Origin of the sequence: Serratia sp. TMDUHS_CL (genome assembly GCF_037137105.1) — a bacterium.
GTDB lineage: Bacteria > Pseudomonadota > Gammaproteobacteria > Enterobacterales > Enterobacteriaceae > Serratia > Serratia nevei.
The window spans coordinates 225,493-245,868 of the sequence record NZ_JBBBDV010000005.1; the positions used below are offsets into that span (position 1 = coordinate 225,493).

Below are 20,376 nucleotides of genomic sequence, written 5' to 3' on the forward strand. Positions count from 1 at the left end.
TAAAAAAGCGCTGATTATTCAGCGCTTTTTTTTACTCGTCGTCCGCCAGGAACAGTTCCAGCAGCGAGTTGAGGAACAGTTTGCCCTTCTCGGTGATTTGCCAGTGCTCCGCGGTTTCTTCCAGATAGCCTTTGGCCAGCGCTTCGTCCAGCTGCGGGCGAATGACGCTTTCCGCCAGCCCGGTGTAGTTGACGAAGTCGGCGCGCGGCGCAGCTTCCAGCAGGCGGAAGCGGTTCATGAAGAATTCGAACGGCCGATCCGCCGCCGCCACCTCATGCTGCTTGTCCATGTAGTCGCCGCGCATAAAGCCGCGCGGGTGCTTGGTCTTGGCGGTGCGCAGGATGCGCCCGTCGCTGAAGGTCACCTTGCCGTGCGCGCCGCAGCCGATCCCCAGATAGTCGCCGAAGCGCCAGTAGTTGAGGTTGTGCTGGCATTGGTAGCCCGGTTTGGCATAGGCCGAAGTTTCATACTGCTGATAGCCGGCGGCGCTCAGCAGCTGGTGGCCGCGTTCGAAGATATCCCACAGCGCGTCGTCGTCCGGCAAAACCGGCGGGCGCGAGCTGAACAGGGTGTTCGGCTCGATGGTCAGCTGATACCACGACAGGTGCGGCGGGTTCAGGGCGATAGCCTGGCGCAGATCGTCCAGCGCCTCTTCCAGCGACTGATCCGGCAGGCCGTGCATCAGATCGAGGTTGAAGCTGCGCAGGCCGAGGCCGGTCGCCAGCGTTGCCGCGCGCTTGGCCTCTTCCGGGCCGTGGATGCGCCCTAAGCGGGTCAGCTTCTCGGCGCTGAAGCTTTGCACCCCGATGGAGATGCGGTTGACGCCGGCGCGCTGGTAGCCGCTGAAGCGATCGGCCTCCACGGTGCCGGGGTTGGCCTCCATGGTGATTTCGGCGTCGTCGGCGACGCGAATGCGCGCCCGCACGCCGTCCAGCAAGGCTTGCATCGCCTCTGCGCTCAGCAGGCTGGGGGTGCCGCCGCCGATGAAGATGGTGCTTATCTCCCGGCCGCCGGCCAGCGGCAGATCGGCATCCAGATCCGCCAACAGATGATCGACGTACTCCTGATGCGGCACGTCACCCTTCAGCGCATGGGAGTTGAAGTCGCAGTACGGGCATTTCTGCACGCACCACGGGATGTGAATGTAGAGACTCAGCGGGGGCAGCTTAAGCATTGCGCATGGCTTCCAACATCAGCGTCAGCGCCTTGCCGCGGTGCGAAATCGCCCGCTTCTCGTCGCGGCTCAGCTCGGCGGCGGTGCGGCCCAGCTCCGGCACGTAGAAGACAGGATCGTAACCGAAGCCGCCTTCGCCGGCGGCCTGCTCGGTGATCTCACCGGCCCAGCTGCCGTGGAACACCAGCGGCGTCGGATCTTCTGCATGGCGCAGATAGACCAGCACGCAGTGGAATTGCGCGCCGCGCCGGCCCGGCGCTACGTCTTTCAGCGCCGCCAGCAGCTTATCGAGGTTCTGCCGATCGTCGGCATCTTCACCGGCATAGCGTGCGGAGTAGATGCCCGGCGCGCCGCCCAGCGCGTCGACTGCCAGGCCGGAGTCGTCGGCGATCGCCGGCAGGCCGGTGACCTGTGCCGCATGGCGCGCTTTCAGAATGGCGTTTTCGATAAACGTCAGCCCGGTCTCTTCGGCGGATTCCACGCCGAGATCGGTTTGCGCGACCACGTCTAGGCCGAAATCGGCCAACAGGTCGGCAAGTTCGCGCACTTTGCCCGGGTTACCGGTGGCAAGAACGACTTTTTGCATAATGACTACCTTGAAAATTATTCGATGAGCGCCGCGACCACGGCGGGGATCTGTTGCGGATTCACGATGCGTAACTGTTTATGCCGCCCCAGTTCGCCTTTCTCGATGGTGACGCTGCTTTTCGCCACTTTGAACTGCTTGGCGATAAACTTGATCAAATGGGCGTTGGCTTGGCCGTCGACCGGCGGGGCGGTGATGGCGACTTTCAGTTCGTCGCCATGTAAGCCGATAATTTGGTCGCGGCTGGCTTTCGGCTGAATATATAGCCTGATCGCCAGCCCGTCCAGCACCGGAGTGACTGCACTCACAGCAGGAACCAAAGTTGGGGGAACAGATCCATGCCCAGGTAGTTGAGCAGATAGAGGATCAGGATTACCACCATGGCGGAAAAGTCGATGCCGCCCATCGCCGGGATGATGCGACGGATCGGCGCCATCAAGGGTTCGGTCAGCTGGTACATCACGTAGTCGATCGGGCTGCGGCCCTGGCTTACCCAGCTCATCAGCGCACGAATGATCATTACCCAGAAGATCAGGTAGCCGACGGACTTCACCAGCGAGATCAGGCCGAACAGCAGGTTATAGGGGCTGAGCGATATCGCGCCGTCCTGGATCAGCAGCAGCAACGGGTACTTGATAGTCATCAGCAGGAACGCCAGCAGCAGCGAAGCGCTGTCGATAGGCCCCAGCGACGGGAGGATGCGGCGCAGCGGGCCGACCACGGGTTGGGTGATCTTCACCACAAACTGCGAGAACGGGTTGTAAAAATCGGTGCGCGCCCACTGCATCCAAATGCGCAGCAACAGCACCATCACGTACAGATCAACAACGGTCTTGACCAGGAAAGTCAGCGTTAGCATGAAGTGGTCCTTCTCCTTAACTCGCGGTTATTTAAAATAATTTTTCCATCTCTTGCGCACGGGAAACGGCGGCCTGCATCGCTTGCGCCACGGTTTCCGGCAGTTGGCGTTCGTTGAACACCCGCAGCGCTTCGGCGGTGGTGCCGCCTTTGGAGGTCACCTGCTCGCGCAGCGTGCCCAGCGGCGTATCCGGGTTGGCTTCAACCAGCGCGGCGGCGCCGGAAGCGGCCTGTTGCACCAGATCGCGCGCGGTCTGGCTGTCGAAGCCCATGCGTTCGGCCTCTTTCTGCATCGCCTCCATAAACAGGAAGAAATAGGCCGGGGCGCTGCCCGCGGCGGCGATCACGCCGTTGATGCCATTTTCGTCATCGACCCAGCAAACTTTACCGACCGACGCCATTAAATCGCCGGTGTAGTCGCGATCCTGCCGGCTGACCTGCTCCGGTGCGTACAACCCGCTCATGCCCTTGCCGACCAGCGACGGGGTGTTGGGCATGATGCGCACGATGTTCAGCTTGTCGCCGAGCAGCTGATAGAAACGGCTGACCTGAATACCGGCGGCGATCGACAGCACCAGCTTGCCGCTGAAATCGACCTGCTCGCGCAGCGGCTGGCAAACGTCGGCCATCAGCTGCGGTTTGACCGCCAGCACCACCACGTCGGCCGCGCGCGCGCAGGCGACGTTGTCGCCGCTGCTGACGATGCCGTAGTCCGCCGCCAGCGCGTCACGGTTTTTCGCCGAAGGGGCGCAGACGCTGATGGATTTGGCTGGATAGCCGCCCGCCACCAGGCCGGCGATGATTGCACGCGCCATGTTGCCGGCGCCGATAAAGGTAATCTTGCGATGTTGCATCAAATCCCTCGTCTGTTTGTCAGGCCTGCGAGTAGTCGCGGGCGCCAAAAATTGCGGTGCCGATGCGCACCAGGGTGCTGCCAGCGGCGATCGCCGCCGCCATGTCGTCCGTCATGCCCATCGACAGCGTATCGGCCTGCGGATAACGCTGACGCAGGGCGAGAAAGGCATCGTTCATCCGGCTGAATACCGCCAGCTGCCGCTGATAATCCGCTTCCGGCGCCGGGATGGCCATCAGGCCGCGCAGCGTCAGGTTCGGCAGTGCGGCGATCGCTTCGGCCAACGCCGGCAGCTCGGCCAGCGCGATGCCGGATTTACTCTGCTCATCGCTGATGTTGATTTGAATCAGCACGTTGAGTGGCGGCATACCGGCCGGGCGCTGATCGCTCAGGCGCTGGGCGATACGCAGCCGGTCTACGGTATGACACCAGGCGAAGTGTTCCGCCACCAGCCGACTCTTATTGGATTGCAGCGGGCCGATAAAGTGCCACACCAACTCGCCGCTCTGCGGCGACTCGGCGAAATGCCGGATCTTGTCTACCCCTTCCTGCACGTAGTTCTCGCCGAAGGCGCGCTGGCCGGCGGCGATGGCTTCTTCGATCGCCGCCACAGGTTTGGTTTTGCTGACTGCAAGCAGGGCAACTTCTTCTGGCGCCCGCGCGCAGTTTTGCGCGGCGGCCGCGATGCGGTTTCTGACATCCTGCAGGTTCTGTTGGATAGTGCTCATTATTGACCCGGGAGAGTGATATGGATATCGATGAATTCGTGGCCCTTAGTGTAAAGCATAATGCTTCCGATCTGCACCTTTGTGCCGGTCATCCGCCGATGTTGCGCATCGACGGTGAACTGCAGCCGCTGGCGGCGGCGCCAACGCTGACGGCGCAAGGCGTGCAGGCCCTCTGCGACGGATTGCTGAATGCGCAGCAGCGCGAGAGCCTGCGGCGGCTGGGGCAGCTCGATCTGGCGCTGCACAGGCCGGGTGGGGAGCGGCTGCGAGCCAACGTTTTTCAGCAACGCGCGGGGATGTCTCTCGCATTGCGGCGCATCGCCGGGCAGGCGCCTTCGCTTGCCGAGCTGGCGGCGCCGGCCATCGTCCCGGCACTGCTGCGGCGCGACGACGGGCTTCTCCTGGTCACCGGCGCCACCGGCAGCGGCAAGTCCACCACGCTGGCGGCGATGATTGACGAGATCAACCGGCACCAGCCGCGGCACATTTTAACGCTGGAAGATCCGATCGAATTCCTGCACCGCAGTCGGCGATCGCTGATTCAGCAGCGGGAGATCGGCCGCGACAGTCACAGCTTCGATACGGCGTTGCGCGCTGCGTTGCGCGAAGATCCGGATGTGATCCTGCTGGGCGAGCTGCGCGATGTCGCCACCATTCGGCTGGCGCTCACCGCGGCGGAGACCGGCCATCTGGTGCTGGCGACGCTGCACACCCGCAGCGCGCCGCAGGCGGTGGAACGGCTGGTGGACGTGTTTCCGGCGGAAGAGAAACCCTATGTGCGCGCCCAGCTGGCCGGCAGCCTGCAGGCGGTGATCGCGCAAAAGCTGATGCGGCGGCCCGGCGGCGGGCGAGTGGCGATCTTTGAGGTGCTGACGGCGACGGCGGCGGTCAGCAACCTGATCCGCGAAGGGAAAACCCATCAGTTGGCGAGCGTGTTGCAAACCGGCGCGCAGTCCGGCATGCAAACCTTTGAGCAAGGTTTGCAGCAGCGGATCGACGCCGGCGTGTTGGGGGATTGTGTTGGCGAAGGGGCGGGGAGTTAACCCAGCTGCCGTTCGAACCAGCTTTCGAGGATCACCACCGCAGAGGCGGAATCCACGCTGCCTTTGTCGAGCGCGCGGAAGCCGCCGCGATCGAACAGGTTGGCGCGCGCTTCCACGGTGCTCAGGCGCTCGTCATGCAGATCGATCTGGATGCCGAAGCGGCCGTGCAGGCGGTTGGCGAACTTGCGCGCCTGGGCGGTCACCGGTTGTTCGGTGCCATCCATGTTCAGCGGCAGGCCGACCACCACCAGATCCGGCTGCCACTCCTTCAGCAGCTTTTCGATTTTCAGCCAGTCCGGCGAGCCGTCCTGCGCTTTGAAGGCCGGCAGGGCGCGGGCGCTGCCGGTCAACTCCTGGCCGACGGCCGCGCCGATGCTTTTGGTGCCGAAGTCGAAGGCGATAATGGTGCGGTTGCTCATCAGGCGTGTCCTGCGTGGTTGGCGATGCTGCGAATGTCGATACCCAGAAGGTTCCCCGCCTCGCGCCAACGGCTGGCGATCGGCGTGCGGAACAGAATGTCGGTGTTGGCCTCGATGGTCAGCCAGGCGTTCTCCAACACCTCCTGCTCCAGCTGGCCCTTTTCCCAACCTGCATAACCCAGCGCCACCAGCACGTCGTCCGGTTGTTCCGGGGTGCCGAGCGTTTCCAGCACGTCTTTCGAGGTGGTGATCATGGTGTTGGGGGAAATTTGAATGCTGGCACCGAAGCCGTGGCGCGGCGTATGCAGGATAAATCCGCGATCGTCCGCCAGCGGGCCGCCGGCGAACACCGGCTTGTCCAGGCTGATGGCCGGATCGCGCGCAGGCGGCATGATCTTCAGCTTGCTCAGTACCGTGGCTACCGTGAACTGCTCCACCGGTTTATTGATCACCAAACCCATGGCGCCTTCTTCGTTGTGCTCGCAGACGTAAATCACCGAGCGCTTGAAGCGAGGATCCTGCAGGGTGGGCATGGCGATCAGAAAATGGTGCTGTAAATTCATGGCGTTAGTATAAGGTAATCAATGGGTGAGAAAATAAACAGCCGCCAGTATGCGGCTATACCCGCCGCCTTTCAAGCCGCGTGTAAAGGCGTGCTTTGGCGGGCGCGATGCAGGATAGCGGGCGGCAGGCCGCCCGCATGGCGCATTACTTCGCCGCCAGGCGCTTTTCAATCGCGTCCATCAGCATGCCGGTAATCGAGATCGGGAATGCCGCCTCAATTTCGCGCGCGCAGGTTGGGCTGGTCACGTTGATTTCGGTCAGGCGATCGCCGATCACGTCCAGGCCGACGAAGATCAGCCCTTTCTCTTTCAGCGTCGGCGCGACGGCGCGGGCGATTTTCCAGTCGCTCTCGCTCAGCGGACGCGCTTCGCCGCGGCCGCCGGCCGCCAGGTTGCCACGGGTTTCGCCCTGCGCCGGAATGCGCGCCAGGCAGTAAGGCACCGGCTCGCCGTCGACGACCAGAATGCGTTTGTCGCCGTCCTTGATCGCCGGCAGGAAGTTCTGCGCCATGCAGAAACGGCTGCCGTGTTCGGTCAGGGTTTCGATGATCACCGACAGGTTAGGATCGTCCTGCTTCACGCGGAAGATAGACGCGCCGCCCATGCCGTCCAGCGGCTTCAGGATGACGTCGCCGTGCTGCTGGTGGAATTTGCGGATGTGCGCGGCGCTGCGGCTAACCAGCGTGTCCGGCGTCAGTTCCGGGAACCAGGCGGTGAACAGCTTCTCGTTGCAGTCGCGCAGGCTTTGCGGCTTGTTGACCACCAGCGTGCCTTTGGCTTCGGCGCGCTCCAGAATGTAGGTCGCGTAGATGTATTCGGTATCGAACGGCGGATCCTTGCGCATCAGGATCACGTCCAGATCGTGCAGCGCCAGATCCTGCTCGCTGCCGAAGCTGAACCAGTTCTCCTTGTCTTCCTTCACGCTCAGCAGGCGGGTGCGGGCGCGCCCGTCACCGGCGTGCAGATAGAGATCGTTCATCTCCATGTAGTGCAATTCGTAACCGCGGCGCTGCGCTTCGAGCAGCATGGCGAAGCTGGTGTCTTTCTTGATGTTGATGGAGTCGATAGGGTCCATCACGATGCCGAGCTTAATCATCTTTTCTCCTTTAACCCAGGTCGCCGAAGCGGACCTGCAGAGCGGTAATGGCGGTGAGCGCTGTGGTTTCGGTACGCAGCACGCGTGGCCCCAGCAGAATATCAGTAAATCCGTGGTTGGTGGTCATGGCGATTTCGTCGGCGGACAAACCGCCTTCCGGGCCGATCAGCAGGCGGACGCGGTCTACCGGCTGCGGCAGCGTGTTGATGCTGTGGCTGGCGCGCGGATGCAGGTTGAGCTTCAGGCTGCCGTCCTGCTCGGCGCACCAGGCTTCCAGCGACATCGCCTCGCGGATTTCGGGAATGCGGTTACGGCCACACTGTTCGCAGGCGGCGATGGCGATCTTTTGCCATTGCTGGATTTTCTTCGCCAGGCGCTCGCCGTCCAGTTTGACGCCGCAGCGCTCGGAGAACAGCGGGGTAATGACGTTGACGCCCAGCTCGATGGACTTCTGAATGGTGAACTCCATCTTCTCGCCGCGCGAGATCACCTGGCCCAGATGCAGGTTGAGCGGCGATTCGATGTCATCCACGCGGCCGTCGCCGAGGCGCACCAGCACGCTCTTTTTGTCCACCCGAACTATCTCGGCGTCGAACACCTGGTTGCTGCCGTCGAACAGCTGCAGCGCCTGGCCGGCGCTCATGCGCAGCACGCGGCCGACGTGGTTGGTGGCGTCCTCGCTCAGGGCGATCTCCGCCCGATCGGTCAACGGCTGCGGATGGTAAATGCGGGGTATGCGCATGGGTAGTCTGATCCTGACGAAACGGCGCCGCGGGTTGGCGGCGCCATGAAAGATAAAGGCTATAGTAGGTTAGCTTTTCCGCTGCTGACAAGCCTGTTGAATATAGGGGTTGTGGTTGCCCTGCACCTTGGCGATACGTGCTTCACGCTGACATTCCCATTGGCTCACCGGATATTGCCGGTTCCACACCTCGAACAGCTGGGTTTGCTGGCGTGACAGCCGCAGCTGGTAGCGATCGCGCATGTAGAAGTAGGTGCGGGCAATGGCGCCGCGGGCGCGGGCGGGCGGCTCCGCCTGTTTATTCTTGAAGTCCACCTTCATCGGGCATTGCCCGTATTGGCCTTCACCGCCGTTCCATTGGCTGTACATGAAGTTATTGCGGTCGCCGTTCACTTCGCCGATCGCCGGCTGCAGGTTGTGCAGATCGGTTTCTATCTGGCGATAGGTGGCGTCTTTGTTGCAGTTCTTGCGCCCGCCGTCCTGCCAGCACTGCAGCTGGTGGCCGAACTGCCAGGCCGGCACCACGTGTTCCCACTCGATGCGCTGCGCGCGTTGGGCGTTTTTACGCACCTGATAGCCGCAGCCGGCGAGATCCGGGATGCCCTTCTTGCCTTGCCAGTCGATGCGGCAGCCGCAGTAAAAACTGCCCGGCGCATCCTGGTTAATCTTGGCCGCCGCCGCCTTGGCCTGAGAAAAATTATTGATGCCGTGCGCCTGTACGGCGCCTGCGGCGAAAACCGCCATAAACAAAATTCTGCGAAGCATATTCCAAAACAGCTCAAAATTGGAAAAGCAGGCAGGGTAACGGAACTTGCCGGCAGTGGCAAATGGCGATATTTGCTTGTTTTAACGTATAAATCGTTTAACTAAAGGTTCTCGCTAGCAAGAAATTTCAGTTTTTCGCCGCACCGGCGGCAGCGGTATTCGCTTTCGCCGCGCAGCACGCGGTTATGGCGGCGAATGGTGAGCTGGTGCTGTCCGCAGCCGCAGCGGTAGGGGAAGGTTTTGCTTTGCACCGAGGCGGTTTCGAAACGGTGAGTGCGGCTGGCGGGGGTCAGCAGTACGCTTTCCATCATCCAGCGCCATTCGCGGCCGTGCGGCGCCACCCGGCCGAATTGGCGAAACACCAGCAGGTGCGCCAGCTCGTGCGGCACCACTTCATCGATAAACGGCTGTTGGTTTTCCAGCAGCAGCACCGGGTTCAGACGGATTTCCCAGCTTTGCAGCCAGGCGGTGCCCGCGCTGGTGCCGCGTTGCTGATAGACGATGCTGGGTTCGGGGAACTCGACGGCAAAATGCTGGCGTGCCAACTGCAGCTTTTCTCGCAGGCAGCGCATCACCGCTTGTTGCAGCGCGATGGGGATTCTTGGTTTGTTCATTGCGGCCTAGCTTAAGCAATGGCGCGGCGGCTGACAATATGCCCCGGCCTAAATCCGCATCCGACGCTTTCTTGGCGCTGTGCGCCGGTTTTTCGCCACATTGATAAGACGATCGCCGCCGATGGATTGTAATCAATGTGTTAACTGCGGGATAATAAAGCGTGCATGATGAGCCTGTACCCGCAGTTCTCACCGAGCAAGGTTGAAACGCCGCCTGTGGTAATCCCTTACGCAAAGAGCGGTTATTTTGCGATTTGGCGCAATAACTGACTGATTAAAAATACGTAAGGTGGAGGCAGTTTTTTGACAAGGCGCCGAGCCGTGCGCCGCAAGTGTGAATTTAACGCAGCTGATGTTGCAAGTGAGAGATCAATGTCGAATAAACCGTTCCACTATCAAGATCCGTTCCCGCTGAAGAAAGACGATACCGAATACTACCTGCTGAGCCGCGACCACGTTTCCGTGAGCGAATTTGAAGGCCAGGAAATTCTGAAAGTTGCCCCTGAAGCGTTAACCCTGCTTGCCCAGCATGCGTTCCACGACGCCTCGTTCATGCTGCGCCCGGCGCACCAGCAGCAGGTGGCCGATATCCTCGACGATCCGGACGCCAGCGAAAACGACAAGTACGTTGCGCTGCAATTTCTGCGTAACTCAGAAATCGCCGCCAAGGGTATTTTACCGACCTGCCAGGACACCGGCACGGCGATCATCGTCGGCAAAAAGGGCCAGCGCGTCTGGACCGGCGGCGGCGATGAAGCGGCGTTGTCGCGCGGGGTGTACAACACCTACATCGAAGAGAACCTGCGCTATTCGCAGAACGCCGCACTGGATATGTATAAAGAGGTCAATACCGGTAGCAACCTGCCGGCGCAGATCGATCTCTACAGCGTGGACGGCGAAGAGTACAAGTTCCTGTGCATCGCCAAGGGCGGCGGTTCCGCCAACAAAACCTATCTGTATCAGGAAACCAAGGCGCTGCTGTCGCCGGGCAAACTGAAAAACTACCTGGTCGACAAGATGCGCACGTTGGGCACCGCGGCTTGCCCGCCGTACCACGTGGCGTTCGTCATCGGCGGCACCTCGGCGGAAGCGACGCTGAAAACCGTCAAGCTGGCCTCGACCAAGTATTACGATGGCCTGCCGACCGAAGGCAACGAGCATGGCCAGGCATTCCGCGATCTGGAACTCGAAGCGGAGCTGCTGCAAGAAGCGCAAAACCTGGGTCTGGGCGCGCAGTTCGGCGGCAAATACTTCGCGCACGATATCCGCGTGGTGCGCCTGCCGCGCCACGGCGCGTCCTGCCCGGTCGGCATGGGCGTCTCCTGCTCGGCGGACCGCAACATCAAAGGCAAGATCAACCGCGACGGCATCTGGCTGGAAAAACTGGAGCACAATCCGGGTAAATTCATTCCTCAGGAACTGCGTCAGGCCGGGGAAGGCGAGGCGATCAAAGTCGATCTCAATCGCCCGATGGCCGAGATCCTTAAACAGCTGTCGCAGTACCCGGTTTCCACCCGCCTGTCGCTGAGCGGCACCATCATCGTCGGCCGCGATATCGCGCACGCCAAGCTGAAAGAGCGTCTGGATCGCGGTGAAGGCCTGCCGCAGTACGTCAAGGATCACCCGATCTACTACGCCGGCCCGGCCAAAACGCCGGAGGGCTACGCGTCCGGTTCGTTGGGGCCAACCACCGCCGGGCGTATGGACTCTTACGTCGATCTGCTGCAATCCCACGGCGGCAGCATGATCATGCTGGCGAAAGGCAACCGCAGCCAGCAGGTGACGGATGCCTGCCACAAGCACGGCGGCTTCTATCTCGGCAGCATCGGCGGCCCGGCGGCGGTGCTGGCGCAGCAGAGCATCAAGAGCCTGGAGTGCGTGGAGTATCCTGAGCTGGGCATGGAAGCGATCTGGAAAATCGAAGTGGAAGATTTCCCGGCGTTTATCCTGGTGGATGACAAAGGCAATGACTTCTTCCAGAAGATCCAGGCCGGTCAATGCTCCAGCTGCCTGAAATAAGCGCGGCCCCCTTCGCCGCCTGCGGGCGGTGAAGGGGAGTGTGTAAAGTCCTGTAGCTTGCTGGACGTCGAGTTTTAACCTGTATACCCTACGCGGATAGCACTAAAATTCGACTAATGGAATATCGGCAACAGAAGGTTCGGCAAGCACATGGGTACGCAGGAAAGTCATATCAAGGAATTGCTGGTCTGGATTGAAGATAACCTGACCAATCCGCTGTCGTTGGATATCGTTTCCGCCAAGTCAGGCTATACGAAATGGTACCTGCAGCGCATGTTCAAGAAGCAGACCGGATTGTCGTTAGCCTCGTACATCCGCGCTCGCCGCCTCTACCTCGCCGCTTTCGCCTTGCGTTTCACGCAGAAGAGCATTCTCGATATCTCGGTCGAATACCAATTCGATAACCAGCAGACGTTCTCGCGCTGTTTCAAGAAACACTTCGCCGAATCGCCCAGCGTGTATCGCCATGCCCGCAAGCAGGACTTCAGCAATCTGGTGCGTTCGCTGGCGGCCAGCCAGCCCGGCGATATTCAGGTTGAACGCGTCAGCATCGCCCGGGGGCAATACGCCTTTCACGGCAAGCGGTACGCTTATCACCTGGATATCGAGAAGCTGGACAAGTCGCACCTGCCGCAGCGCAGCGCGCTGCGGGGGCAGTTCTACACCTTGTTGGGCGAGCGCCCGACGCAAACCTATTCGTTTACCCAGCTGGTGCCGGACGGCGAGCGGGTCAGGGTCGATTATACCCTGGGCGTGACGACGGAATACCCGCTGCGCGAAGGCGTGGTGCTGGAGCCGCTGCCGGAGATCCACGGCGAGTTTTGCCGTTTTCGCTATTCCGGCAAGCCGGTGGCGCTCAACGACCACATCATTCAGATCTACACGCAGGTATTGCCCGAAATGGGGCTGGCCCGCGGTGACGGGCCGGACATTACGGTGTTCAGCTATTCGCTGAGCGGGAAAGAGGAACTGCATCTGGAGCTGCAGCATCTGGTGCCGGTGGTGCCGCTGCATTGATCCCGTCGGCGGCCGGCAGCCGGTTTTTTTGCTGCACGATCGCCGCCATCACCGCCAGGGCGATCTCCGCCGGGGTTTTGCTGCCCAGCGGCAGGCCGATCGGCGCATGGATGCGTTCCAGCTCCTGCGGCGTGAATTCGGCAATCTGCTGCAAACGCTGGCGCCGCCGCGCGCTGTTTCTGAGCGATCCCATGGCCCCGATGTAAAACGCCGGGGTGTGGATCGCTTCCATCAGCGTCAGGTCGTCCATGCGCGGATCGTGGGTCAGCGCCACGACGGCGGTATTGGCGTGGCATCCCCCTTCTTCAATAAATTTGGCCGGAAACTGGCGCAGCAACGTCACGCCCGGTTTCAGCTCGGCGGCAAAGTTATCCAGCACCTCCGGGCGGTTCTCGCACACCAGCACCTCAAACCCCAGCGCCACGGCGAAATCGGCGCAGTACAGCGCCACGCTGGACAGCCCGGCGATCAGCAGGCGCGGCGCGGCCGCGATGTGCAGGGTGATCTGCTCGAGCCGGCGTTCGACCTGCGTGGCGCTGGTGAAGTGGCTTTGCTCGAGGCTGTGGCAGGCGTTGGGCAGCGTCAGGCGTTTGATCAACGCGTGATGCCCTTCCAGCGCGCCGGCGATGCGTTGCAGGTAAGCGATGCTGTCTTCACCCGCCGGCAGGTATTCGATCAGCACGTCCAACATGCCGCCGCAGGGCAGCGCCACGTTGGGCGTCATGCCGCCTTCGCCGTAACGGATCACCTGGCTGGCCGCCTGATACTCCCCGGCGGCCACGCGGCGCAAAAAATCCTCCTCAACGCAGCCGCCCGACAGCGAACCGCTGTAGCGGCCGTCGCGAGTCGCCGCCATCAGCGCGCCCGGCGACCGCGGCGAAGAGCCATAGGTACTGAGCACGGTGCATAACCAGACCGGCTGTTGCTGCAGCCAGCTTATCGCCTGGCTGACCACGGTGACATCAAGATGTTGCATAGGTGAATTTACTCGCTGGCCGGGAGTTGCGATGGAAGATCAATATCCTGCACGACGCCGGGGTGCTCAAGCGGCAGCAGGTGCACTGCCGCGCCTTGCAGCAGTTCACGCGCGCCATTATCGCCGCGCAGTTGGCAAAGGGGTTTGCGCAATAGGGCGGAAAAGCCGACCGGGTGGCCGGGCTGTTGCGCATAGCAGGGGCGCACGATCGCGTGCTGCCGTAAGGCATCCGCCACCTGCCGGAAAACCTCGGCGCCGACGAACGGCATATCGGCCAGGTGGATCAGCCAGCCCTGCCAGTGCGGCGTGGCGGCAACGCCCGCGGCGATCGAGTCGCCGAGGCCCGAACTGGCGAGCAGGGTGACCGGCACCTGATTGGCGGCGCAGGCTGCCAGCACCGGCAGATTATCCGGCCGGGTTACCACCTGTACCGGCAGGCCGGAAGCCAATGCCTGGCGCAGGGTGTGTTCGAACAGCGATCGCCGCTCGCCCGCCGCGTCGGTAAATCCGGCGTTCAATTTGTTGCCCTGGCCGCCGGCCTGAATAAAGCGCTCCCCGCGTCCGGCGGCGGTAATGACAATGCCCGTGGTCATGGTTGAAGTCCGCGTTTGCGCAAATTATTTATTAGCCTACAAACTACCTGTGTTTTGCAAATGTTTTTTTGTTGAAAACAGCCTGTTAATCATCACATAATTTTAGTTATAAGCATATGCTTATGACGTCTACGGCAAGGTCGTCAGCGTTTGCGCAACAACACCGCGAACAAAAACCAATTACAAGAAAGACGTGAAGGACTTATTTATGAGCAATTTCAACCCGTCGCGGCGCCGCTTTATCAAAAGCGCCGTGATTGCGGGGGTGTCTGTGTATCTCGCGCCCCTGTACAGCCGCGCCTACGCCGCGCTGTTCGAGCAAAAAATCCTCCAGTCACCCAACTGGGATCCGCAGACCAAACGCGTCCGTTTCCGTATCGATGGCCGCGCCAAGGTCATGGGGCAGAAGGTGTTCGCGCGCGATATCCGCGCGGTGGACATGCCGCACTGGCCGCAGAAACAGGCGCACGCCTTCATTCTGCGCGTCACCAAAGCCGACCGGCTGTTCGAAGGGGTCGATCTGTCGCTGTTGGGGGACGACCTGCAGCCGGATCGCCTGGTGACGGCGGAAGATCTGGCGCGCGACGGCCTGGCCTTCCCGGCGTTCTACGGTGACGACATGCTGCTGCCGAGCGGCAAAACCCCGGCCTACCTCGGCCAGGCGGTGGCGATCCTGATCTATCACGACTTTGCCCGTTTCCGTTTCGCCAAGGACAAGCTGAAATTCCGTGAAGAGACCATCAAATACGGCGCGGTCACCGGCCCGCTGGAGCGCGATCCCTGGGGCAGCTTCCGCTATGTGCGGGTGGGGGGCGATCAGCCGTTCGACGACGATCGCTTCTCCAGCCTGAAGGACACGCCAATCTTCCCGGTATCGATGAAAAAACACCTGCCGGTGTGGCCGGAAGGGCGCGAGGGCGGCAAGCTGGATCAGGAAGGCATGCGCTATGCGGGCCTGATCGCCGACGAGATGGCCAATCCGCCGGCCGATTGGCTGGTGATGTCGCGCCGCTACACCACGCAGTCGATCGACACCTCGGCGCTGGAGCCGGACAACGCCAACGGCTGGTTCGACGCCGAGACGCAAACGCTGCATCTGGTGGTGCCGACCCAGTCGCCGCAGGAAGTGGCCGATGAGATGCCGCGCATGCTGGCCAAGCGCAATCCACCGGTGAAACAGCTGATCCTGCACCCGTGCTACACCGTGGGCTACGGTTCGAAAGATCACTACAACTTCCCGTATTACGGCGCGGTGGCGGCGATGTACGGCGACGGCCACCCGGTGCGCTTGGCCAACGACCGCTTCGAGCAGTTCCAGACGGCGCTGAAGCGCCACGCGTTCGATATGAATTACCGCATCGCGGTGAATCGCCAGACCGGCGTTATGCAGTCGTTCCTCGGTGACATGACGGCGGACGGCGGCGGCCGCAGCAACTTTACCCCTTCGGTGGTGATGGTCGGCGCGACCGCCGCCCAGTCTATTTACTACTTCCCGAAAAGCGATCTGTCGTCGGTCGGGCTGGCCTCACGCGCCATCGACGCCGGCTCGGCGCGCGGTTACGGCACGCTGCAGAGCATGGCCGCCACCGAGATGATGGTGGATGAGCTGGCCGCTGAACTGAAGATCGACCCGATCGAATTCCGCCTGCGCAACGTGTTGAAATCCGGCATGAAAAACACCCAGGGGGCGATCCCGGCCGGTGCGATCCGTGCCGATGAAGTGCTGGAGAAGGCGGCGAAGCATGAGATGTGGCTCAAGCGCGCCGAACGCAAGGCCGAGTTTGAGAGCCGTCATCCCGGCAAGCGCTATGGCGTTGGCTTCGGCTGCGTGCAGAAAGACTTCGGCACCGGGGCGGAAACCTCGTTCGCCCGGGTGGAGCTGAGCGAAGACGGCCGCATCACGCTGCATCACAGCGGCGCGGAGATGGGCACCGGCATGTCGACCTCGCAGTCGGTGCTGTGCGCACAGTGGCTGGGCAAACCGGCCGACGAAGCGCATTTCTCGGTCACCGACTGGTCGGTGCTGCCGATGGTCACCAGCGGCGATCCTTACCTGATGTCGCAAGAGGAGCAGGATAAGCTGCAAACCAACCCTAACTGGACGCCGAGCTACTGCTCGCCGTCCAGCGCCAGCAACTCGGCCTATTACTTCTCGCATAGCACCCGCGAAGCGGCGCGCCTGATCTTCGATCGCGGCCTGTGGCCGGCGGCGATAGCGCTGTGGCAGGCCGGCATCGGCGGCGGCCAGGCGGCGCCGCTGGTGGTGCGGCGTGAAGATGCGCGTTGGGTCGAGGGCGGCCTGACGGCGGCGGGCATGTCGGTGCTGAGCCTCGAGCTGCTGGCCAAGACGGCCTATCAGATGGGCGGCGTCACCGGCGCGGCGGTGCACGTTTTCAACCGCTGGCAGTGGGCGGAGGCCGATTTCACGCTGAACGGCAAAAGCGAACGCCTGCCGATCGACGGCATGGCGCTGCGCAACGCCGGCGGTGAATTCAAACCGCTGGCGCGCGGGCAAGTCTACTACCCGCCAACTCAGCGCAACAATGCGGCGGTGACCTACTACAGCGCCGTTGGCACGCTGGCGGAAGTGGCGGTGGATATCGCCACCGGCCAGGTGGAATTGCTGAATCACCATTCGATCATGGAGTGCGGCAACCTGATCGTGCCGGAACTGGTTTCCGGCCAGCTGCAGGGCGGGCTGGCGATGGGGATCGGCCATGCGCTGCACGAATATTTACCGCTGTACGAAGACGGCCCGGGCAACGGCACCTGGAACTTCAACCGTTACCATCTACCGCGCGCCAGCGACGTGGCGGTGTGGAAACAGAGCGGCGACATCCTGCCGGCGCTGTCGGAAACCGATCCGCCGAAAGGCATGGCGGAGGTGGTGATGATCCCGATCGTGGCCGCGCTGGTCAACGCCATCGCCGACGCCACCGGCCACCGTTTCCGTGATTTGCCCGTTCGTGCAGAAAATATTCGTGAGGTATTACAATGAGCATTAAAACCCAGCCGATCTCCCTGACCATCAACGAGAAGCAGTACGGCCCGATCGAGGTGCCGGAAGGCTTGATGATGATCGATTTCCTGCACGAGTACCTTGACCTGACCGGTTCGCGCCTCGGCTGCGGGCAGGGCATTTGCCACGCCTGCGTGGCGATCGTCGATCACCCGAGCGGCACCAGCGAAGAGGTGCGCACCTGCATCACCGGCGCGCATTTCTTCAACGGCAAGAAAGTGCGTACCGTCGAAGGCCACGCCAAGATGGACGAGCAGGGCGAGGTGGTTGAACTGTCGCCGATCCAGCAGGCGTTTCTGGAGCACTACAGCTTCCAGTGCGGCTACTGCACGCCGGGCTTCGTCAACGCCGCCACCATTTTCGTGGAAAAGCTCAAGCGTGAACCGATCGCTCGCGAGCAGCTGGAAAGCGCCATCGAGCAGGCGCTGGACAGCCACATCTGCCGCTGCACCGGCTATGTGCGTTACTACGAAGCGGTGCGCGACGTGGTGCTGAAAACGCCGGGCCTGCTGAAGGAGACGGCGCAATGAAAAAACGTCTCGCAGTATTGATTGTGCTGGTGGCAATCGTGGTGATTGCGCTGCTGTGGTGGCGGGAAAACCGCCGTTACGACGGCCCGGTGCAGCAGGTGACCGCCGGCGCCGAACAGATCGCCCGCGGCCGCTATCTGGCGCAGGCCGCCGACTGCGCCGCCTGCCATACCGCCAGCGGCGGGGCGCCGTTGGCCGGCGGCTATCCGCTGGACACGCCGTTTGGCACGATTTACGGCAGCAACCTGACGCCGTCGGCCGACCACGGCATCGGGCGCTGGACCAAGGACGACTTCTTCCTGGCGCTGACGCAGGGCGTGGCGCCGGGCGGGCGACACCTGTACCCGGCGATGCCTTACACCTCGTACAAGGGCATGTCGCGTCAGGATGCCGACGACATCTACGCTTACCTGATGACGCGCCCGGCGGTGGACGTCGCCATTCCGGCCAACGAGATGCCGTTCCCGTTCAACCAGCGCATGGCGCTGATCGGCTGGAACCTGCTGTTCCGCAGCCAGGATCCGCTGCCGGCCAGTTCGCAGGGCAGTTCGCCGCAATGGCAGCGCGGCCGCTATCTGGCCGACGTGCTGGGGCACTGTGGCGAATGCCACACGCCGCGCGGCGCGCTGGGGCAGATGGATCTCGCTAAGCCGATGCAGGGCGGCGATCTCGGCCGCTTCATGGCGCCGGACATTACGCCGCACGGCCTGGCGCAGCGCGGCTGGACGCCGCAGGACATCAGCCGCTTCCTCAGCACCGGCCTCGCGCCGCAGGGTTCCGCCTTCAGCGAGATGCACATGGTGGTGGATCTCAGCACCCGTCATTTAACGCCGGAAGACCACCAGGCGCTGGCGCTGTATCTGATGGGCGAGCAGCCGCCGGCGGCGGTGCCGGTGAAAATGGGCCAGGGCAGCGATACCGGGCGCATGGCCTATTTGGATCAGTGCGCCGGGTGTCACGCGCGTGAAGGCGAGGGCAAACCGCACGTCGCACCGGCGATGCGCGATAATGCCACGCTGCGCCAGGCAGACGGCAAGAACCTGATCGTGTCGGTGCTGGACGGCCTGCCGGCCCAGCAGTTCCCGAACGATGAAAGCATGCAGAGCATGCCGGGCTTCGGCGAGCGGCTGAGCGATGCCGAAGTGGCGGAGCTGGTGAATTACCTGCGCGTGACCTGGGGCGGCTTGCCGGCGGATATCACCGCAGAGCAGGTGAAAGCGCTGCGCAAGTAAGCGGCGTTCAGGAGAAAAAAATGGCCCGCATCTGCGGGCCATTTTATTTATTGTGCGGTCACGGGATTCAACGGCTGGTGACGCCGTCTACGCGTTGGCTGCGCTGTTTGATGGCGTAACCGACGGCCAGGATCGCCACCCATACCGGGATCAGCAGCACCGAGATTTGAATGCCCGGCGTCAGGTACATGATCACCAGGATGCCGGCCATGAACAGCAGGCATAGGTAGTTGCTGAACGGGTACCAGAAGGCTTTGAACTTCGGCACCACGCCTTCGCGGTTTTTGGCGGCGCGGAACTTCAGGTGCGCCAGGCTGATCATCGCCCAGTTGATCACCAGCGCCGATACCACCAACGCCATCAGCAGTTCGAAGGCCCGCCCCGGGATCAGGTAGTTAATCAGCACGCACAGCGCGGTGGCGAGGGCGGAAATGCCGATGGCTACCACCGGCACGCCGCGGCCGTCGACCTTCAGCAGGCTTTTCGGGCCGTTGCCCTGCTGCGCCAGGCCGTACAGCATGCGGCTGTTGCAGTAGACGCAGCTGTTGTACACCGACAGCGCGGCGGTGAGCACCACGATGTTCAGCACGGTCGCCACCAGATTGCTGTTCAGCGCGTGGAAGATCAGCACGAACGGGCTGCCGCCTTCAACCACTTTGCCCCACGGGTACAGCGACAGCAGAATGGCCAGCGAACCGATATAGAAGATCAGGATGCGGTAGATCACCTGATTGGTGGCTTTCGGAATGCTTTTTTGCGGGTTGTCGGCTTCGGCGGCGGTGATGCCGACCAGCTCGAGGCCGCCGAAGGAGAACATGATCACCGCCATCGCCATCACCAGGCCCATGACGCCGTTCGGGAAGAACCCGCCCTGCGCCCACAGGTTGGTGACGGTGGCTTCCGGGCCGCCCATGCCGCTGAACAGCAGGTAGGCGCCGAACACGATCATGCCGATAATCGCCACCACCTTGATGATGGCGAACCAGAACTCCATCTCGCCGTAAACTTTAACGTTGGCCAGGTTGATGGCGTTGATCGCCAGGAAGAACACCGCAGCGGAGACCCAGGTGGGGATCTCCGGCCACCAGTACTGCACGTAGATGCCGACCGCGGTCAGCTCCGCCATCGCCACCAGGACATACAGCACCCAGTAGTTCCAGCCGGAAGCGAAGCCGGCGAAGTTGCCCCAGTATTTGTAGGCGAAGTGGCTGAAGGAACCGGCAACCGGCTCTTCCACCACCATTTCCCCCAGCTGGCGCATGATCAGAAACGCGATGAAGCCGCCGATGGCGTAGCCGAGAAGCACTGACGGGCCGGCCATTTTTATTGTTTGAGCGATACCGAGAAATAACCCGGTGCCGATTGCGCCACCTAAGGCGATGAGCTGAATATGGCGGTTTTTCAGGCCGCGTTTCAGCTGGTCACCATGCTGTTGACCATCCATCAATCTAACCCTCTGTCGTTGCGAATGACCACATACCTGTAAAGCAGTGGTTACGATGTGTGTTTTGTTTTATTTACGGCGTTATAGCTATTAATTCCACGGCGC

At 62.1% G+C, this 20,376-nt stretch carries 21 protein-coding genes; 6 read left to right on the forward strand and 15 right to left on the reverse strand.

Going from position 1 to position 20,376, the window contains the following annotated elements; genetic code table 11:
- Positions 1 to 31: 31 nt before the first annotated feature.
- From hemW to WCL58_RS12475, 6 genes are read right to left on the reverse strand one after another with little or no spacing between them, the layout of a single operon-like run.
- Positions 32 to 1,174, reverse strand: a complete 1,143-nt coding sequence (gene hemW / locus WCL58_RS12450; protein WP_033635947.1) for a radical SAM family heme chaperone HemW — start codon at positions 1,172 to 1,174, stop codon at positions 32 to 34.
- Positions 1,167 to 1,760, reverse strand: coding sequence for an XTP/dITP diphosphatase (locus tag WCL58_RS12455; protein ID WP_060422645.1), 594 nt, complete (start codon positions 1,758 to 1,760; stop codon positions 1,167 to 1,169). The genes hemW and WCL58_RS12455 overlap by 8 nt, the downstream gene beginning before the upstream one ends.
- Positions 1,761 to 1,777: 17 nt before the next feature.
- On the reverse strand, positions 1,778 to 2,068 hold the full coding sequence (gene yggU, locus WCL58_RS12460) for a DUF167 family protein YggU (protein ID WP_033649585.1): 291 nt from the start codon (positions 2,066 to 2,068) through the stop codon (positions 1,778 to 1,780).
- Complete coding sequence (locus WCL58_RS12465) at positions 2,065 to 2,619, reverse strand: YggT family protein (protein ID WP_019456092.1); 555 nt, start codon at positions 2,617 to 2,619, stop codon at positions 2,065 to 2,067. The genes yggU and WCL58_RS12465 overlap by 4 nt, the downstream gene beginning before the upstream one ends.
- A 31-nt stretch (positions 2,620 to 2,650) precedes the next feature.
- A complete protein-coding gene (gene proC / locus WCL58_RS12470; protein WP_087762574.1) occupies positions 2,651 to 3,472 on the reverse strand; it encodes a pyrroline-5-carboxylate reductase in 822 nt (273 codons plus the stop codon).
- 19 nt (positions 3,473 to 3,491) lie between these two features.
- The gene (locus tag WCL58_RS12475) at positions 3,492 to 4,199 is read right to left on the reverse strand and encodes a YggS family pyridoxal phosphate-dependent enzyme (RefSeq protein ID WP_060422654.1); all 708 of its coding nucleotides are present in this window, start codon (positions 4,197 to 4,199) and stop codon (positions 3,492 to 3,494) included.
- A 20-nt stretch (positions 4,200 to 4,219) separates the two neighbouring features.
- On the opposite strand from WCL58_RS12475, the gene WCL58_RS12480 reads away from it, so the two are divergent.
- Positions 4,220 to 5,242: a type IV pilus twitching motility protein PilT gene (locus WCL58_RS12480; protein WP_225529245.1), complete on the forward strand. Its 1,023-nt coding sequence runs from the start codon at positions 4,220 to 4,222 to the stop codon at positions 5,240 to 5,242.
- Here WCL58_RS12480 and ruvX read toward each other — a convergent pair.
- The 6 genes from ruvX to WCL58_RS12510 all read right to left on the reverse strand — a co-directional run bounded on the left by ruvX (position 5,239) and on the right by WCL58_RS12510 (position 9,441).
- Positions 5,239 to 5,661: a Holliday junction resolvase RuvX gene (gene ruvX / locus WCL58_RS12485; protein ID WP_015379046.1), complete on the reverse strand. Its 423-nt coding sequence runs from the start codon at positions 5,659 to 5,661 to the stop codon at positions 5,239 to 5,241. The genes WCL58_RS12480 and ruvX overlap by 4 nt on opposite strands.
- Positions 5,661 to 6,224: a YqgE/AlgH family protein gene (locus tag WCL58_RS12490; protein ID WP_033635940.1), complete on the reverse strand. Its 564-nt coding sequence runs from the start codon at positions 6,222 to 6,224 to the stop codon at positions 5,661 to 5,663. Before WCL58_RS12490 ends, ruvX begins: the two co-directional genes overlap by 1 nt.
- 145 nt (positions 6,225 to 6,369) lie before the next feature.
- Complete coding sequence (gene gshB, locus WCL58_RS12495) at positions 6,370 to 7,320, reverse strand: glutathione synthase (protein ID WP_087762571.1); 951 nt, start codon at positions 7,318 to 7,320, stop codon at positions 6,370 to 6,372.
- Between the two features lie 10 nt (positions 7,321 to 7,330).
- Positions 7,331 to 8,062 (reverse strand): 16S rRNA (uracil(1498)-N(3))-methyltransferase, encoded by a 732-nt coding sequence (gene rsmE / locus WCL58_RS12500; protein WP_336851230.1) that lies wholly within the window; start codon positions 8,060 to 8,062, stop codon positions 7,331 to 7,333.
- 69 nt (positions 8,063 to 8,131) lie between these two features.
- On the reverse strand, positions 8,132 to 8,827 hold the full coding sequence (gene endA, locus WCL58_RS12505; protein WP_038879275.1) for a deoxyribonuclease I: 696 nt from the start codon (positions 8,825 to 8,827) through the stop codon (positions 8,132 to 8,134).
- Between the two features lie 101 nt (positions 8,828 to 8,928).
- The gene (locus WCL58_RS12510; protein ID WP_004937462.1) at positions 8,929 to 9,441 is read right to left on the reverse strand and encodes a SprT family zinc-dependent metalloprotease; all 513 of its coding nucleotides are present in this window, start codon (positions 9,439 to 9,441) and stop codon (positions 8,929 to 8,931) included.
- A gap of 372 nt (positions 9,442 to 9,813) precedes the next feature.
- Here WCL58_RS12510 and fumA point away from each other — a divergent pair, with 372 nt between their 5' ends.
- Both fumA and WCL58_RS12520 read left to right on the forward strand, forming a co-directional pair.
- A complete protein-coding gene (gene fumA / locus WCL58_RS12515; protein WP_033635936.1) occupies positions 9,814 to 11,460 on the forward strand; it encodes a class I fumarate hydratase FumA in 1,647 nt (548 codons plus the stop codon).
- 150 nt (positions 11,461 to 11,610) lie between these two features.
- Positions 11,611 to 12,477: a helix-turn-helix domain-containing protein gene (locus WCL58_RS12520; RefSeq protein WP_048234664.1), complete on the forward strand. Its 867-nt coding sequence runs from the start codon at positions 11,611 to 11,613 to the stop codon at positions 12,475 to 12,477.
- Here the strand turns inward: WCL58_RS12520 and WCL58_RS12525 are convergent.
- Together WCL58_RS12525 and WCL58_RS12530 are read right to left on the reverse strand one after the other, a co-directional pair.
- Positions 12,401 to 13,453, reverse strand: coding sequence for an XdhC family protein (locus tag WCL58_RS12525; RefSeq protein WP_336851234.1), 1,053 nt, complete (start codon positions 13,451 to 13,453; stop codon positions 12,401 to 12,403). The two genes, WCL58_RS12520 and WCL58_RS12525, sit on opposite strands and share 77 nt — an antisense overlap.
- Before the next feature lie 8 nt (positions 13,454 to 13,461).
- A complete protein-coding gene (locus WCL58_RS12530) occupies positions 13,462 to 14,046 on the reverse strand; it encodes a nucleotidyltransferase family protein (protein ID WP_107227030.1) in 585 nt (194 codons plus the stop codon).
- Between the two features lie 208 nt (positions 14,047 to 14,254).
- Here WCL58_RS12530 and WCL58_RS12535 point away from each other — a divergent pair, with 208 nt between their 5' ends.
- From WCL58_RS12535 to WCL58_RS12545, 3 genes are read left to right on the forward strand one after another with little or no spacing between them, the layout of a single operon-like run.
- On the forward strand, positions 14,255 to 17,044 hold the full coding sequence (locus WCL58_RS12535; protein WP_336851235.1) for a xanthine dehydrogenase family protein molybdopterin-binding subunit: 2,790 nt from the start codon (positions 14,255 to 14,257) through the stop codon (positions 17,042 to 17,044).
- Entirely contained in the window at positions 17,041 to 17,595 is a 555-nt protein-coding gene (locus tag WCL58_RS12540; RefSeq protein WP_060441040.1) for a (2Fe-2S)-binding protein, read from the forward strand. The genes WCL58_RS12535 and WCL58_RS12540 overlap by 4 nt, the downstream gene beginning before the upstream one ends.
- Entirely contained in the window at positions 17,592 to 18,827 is a 1,236-nt protein-coding gene (locus WCL58_RS12545) for a cytochrome c (protein WP_336851236.1), read from the forward strand. Before WCL58_RS12540 ends, WCL58_RS12545 begins: the two co-directional genes overlap by 4 nt.
- Before the next feature lie 67 nt (positions 18,828 to 18,894).
- On the opposite strand, the gene WCL58_RS12550 is transcribed toward WCL58_RS12545, so the two are convergent.
- Positions 18,895 to 20,271, reverse strand: a complete 1,377-nt coding sequence (locus tag WCL58_RS12550) for an amino acid permease (RefSeq protein WP_004937488.1) — start codon at positions 20,269 to 20,271, stop codon at positions 18,895 to 18,897.
- Positions 20,272 to 20,376 lie beyond the last annotated feature (105 nt).

Excerpts from the sequence above, each read along its gene's own strand:
- WCL58_RS12550 (WP_004937488.1), bottom strand. The coding sequence starts at position 20,271 with ATGGATGGTCAACAGCATGGTGACCAGCTGAAACGCGGCCTGAAAAAC.
- WCL58_RS12535 (WP_336851235.1), top strand. The coding sequence starts at position 14,255 with ATGAGCAATTTCAACCCGTCGCGGCGCCGCTTTATCAAAAGCGCCGTG.
- gshB (WP_087762571.1), bottom strand. The coding sequence starts at position 7,320 with ATGATTAAGCTCGGCATCGTGATGGACCCTATCGACTCCATCAACATC.
- ruvX (WP_015379046.1), bottom strand. The coding sequence starts at position 5,661 with ATGAGCAACCGCACCATTATCGCCTTCGACTTCGGCACCAAAAGCATC.
- WCL58_RS12510 (WP_004937462.1), bottom strand. The coding sequence starts at position 9,441 with ATGAACAAACCAAGAATCCCCATCGCGCTGCAACAAGCGGTGATGCGC.
- WCL58_RS12525 (WP_336851234.1), bottom strand. The coding sequence starts at position 13,453 with ATGCAACATCTTGATGTCACCGTGGTCAGCCAGGCGATAAGCTGGCTG.
- rsmE (WP_336851230.1), bottom strand. The coding sequence starts at position 8,062 with ATGCGCATACCCCGCATTTACCATCCGCAGCCGTTGACCGATCGGGCG.
- proC (WP_087762574.1), bottom strand. The coding sequence starts at position 3,472 with ATGCAACATCGCAAGATTACCTTTATCGGCGCCGGCAACATGGCGCGT.
- WCL58_RS12480 (WP_225529245.1), top strand. The coding sequence starts at position 4,220 with ATGGATATCGATGAATTCGTGGCCCTTAGTGTAAAGCATAATGCTTCC.
- WCL58_RS12540 (WP_060441040.1), top strand. The coding sequence starts at position 17,041 with ATGAGCATTAAAACCCAGCCGATCTCCCTGACCATCAACGAGAAGCAG.
- WCL58_RS12520 (WP_048234664.1), top strand. The coding sequence starts at position 11,611 with ATGGGTACGCAGGAAAGTCATATCAAGGAATTGCTGGTCTGGATTGAA.
- WCL58_RS12475 (WP_060422654.1), bottom strand. The coding sequence starts at position 4,199 with ATGAGCACTATCCAACAGAACCTGCAGGATGTCAGAAACCGCATCGCG.
- WCL58_RS12465 (WP_019456092.1), bottom strand. The coding sequence starts at position 2,619 with ATGCTAACGCTGACTTTCCTGGTCAAGACCGTTGTTGATCTGTACGTG.
- fumA (WP_033635936.1), top strand. The coding sequence starts at position 9,814 with ATGTCGAATAAACCGTTCCACTATCAAGATCCGTTCCCGCTGAAGAAA.
- WCL58_RS12530 (WP_107227030.1), bottom strand. The coding sequence starts at position 14,046 with ATGACCACGGGCATTGTCATTACCGCCGCCGGACGCGGGGAGCGCTTT.
- endA (WP_038879275.1), bottom strand. The coding sequence starts at position 8,827 with ATGCTTCGCAGAATTTTGTTTATGGCGGTTTTCGCCGCAGGCGCCGTA.
- hemW (WP_033635947.1), bottom strand. The coding sequence starts at position 1,174 with ATGCTTAAGCTGCCCCCGCTGAGTCTCTACATTCACATCCCGTGGTGC.
- WCL58_RS12545 (WP_336851236.1), top strand. The coding sequence starts at position 17,592 with ATGAAAAAACGTCTCGCAGTATTGATTGTGCTGGTGGCAATCGTGGTG.
- WCL58_RS12490 (WP_033635940.1), bottom strand. The coding sequence starts at position 6,224 with ATGAATTTACAGCACCATTTTCTGATCGCCATGCCCACCCTGCAGGAT.
- WCL58_RS12455 (WP_060422645.1), bottom strand. The coding sequence starts at position 1,760 with ATGCAAAAAGTCGTTCTTGCCACCGGTAACCCGGGCAAAGTGCGCGAA.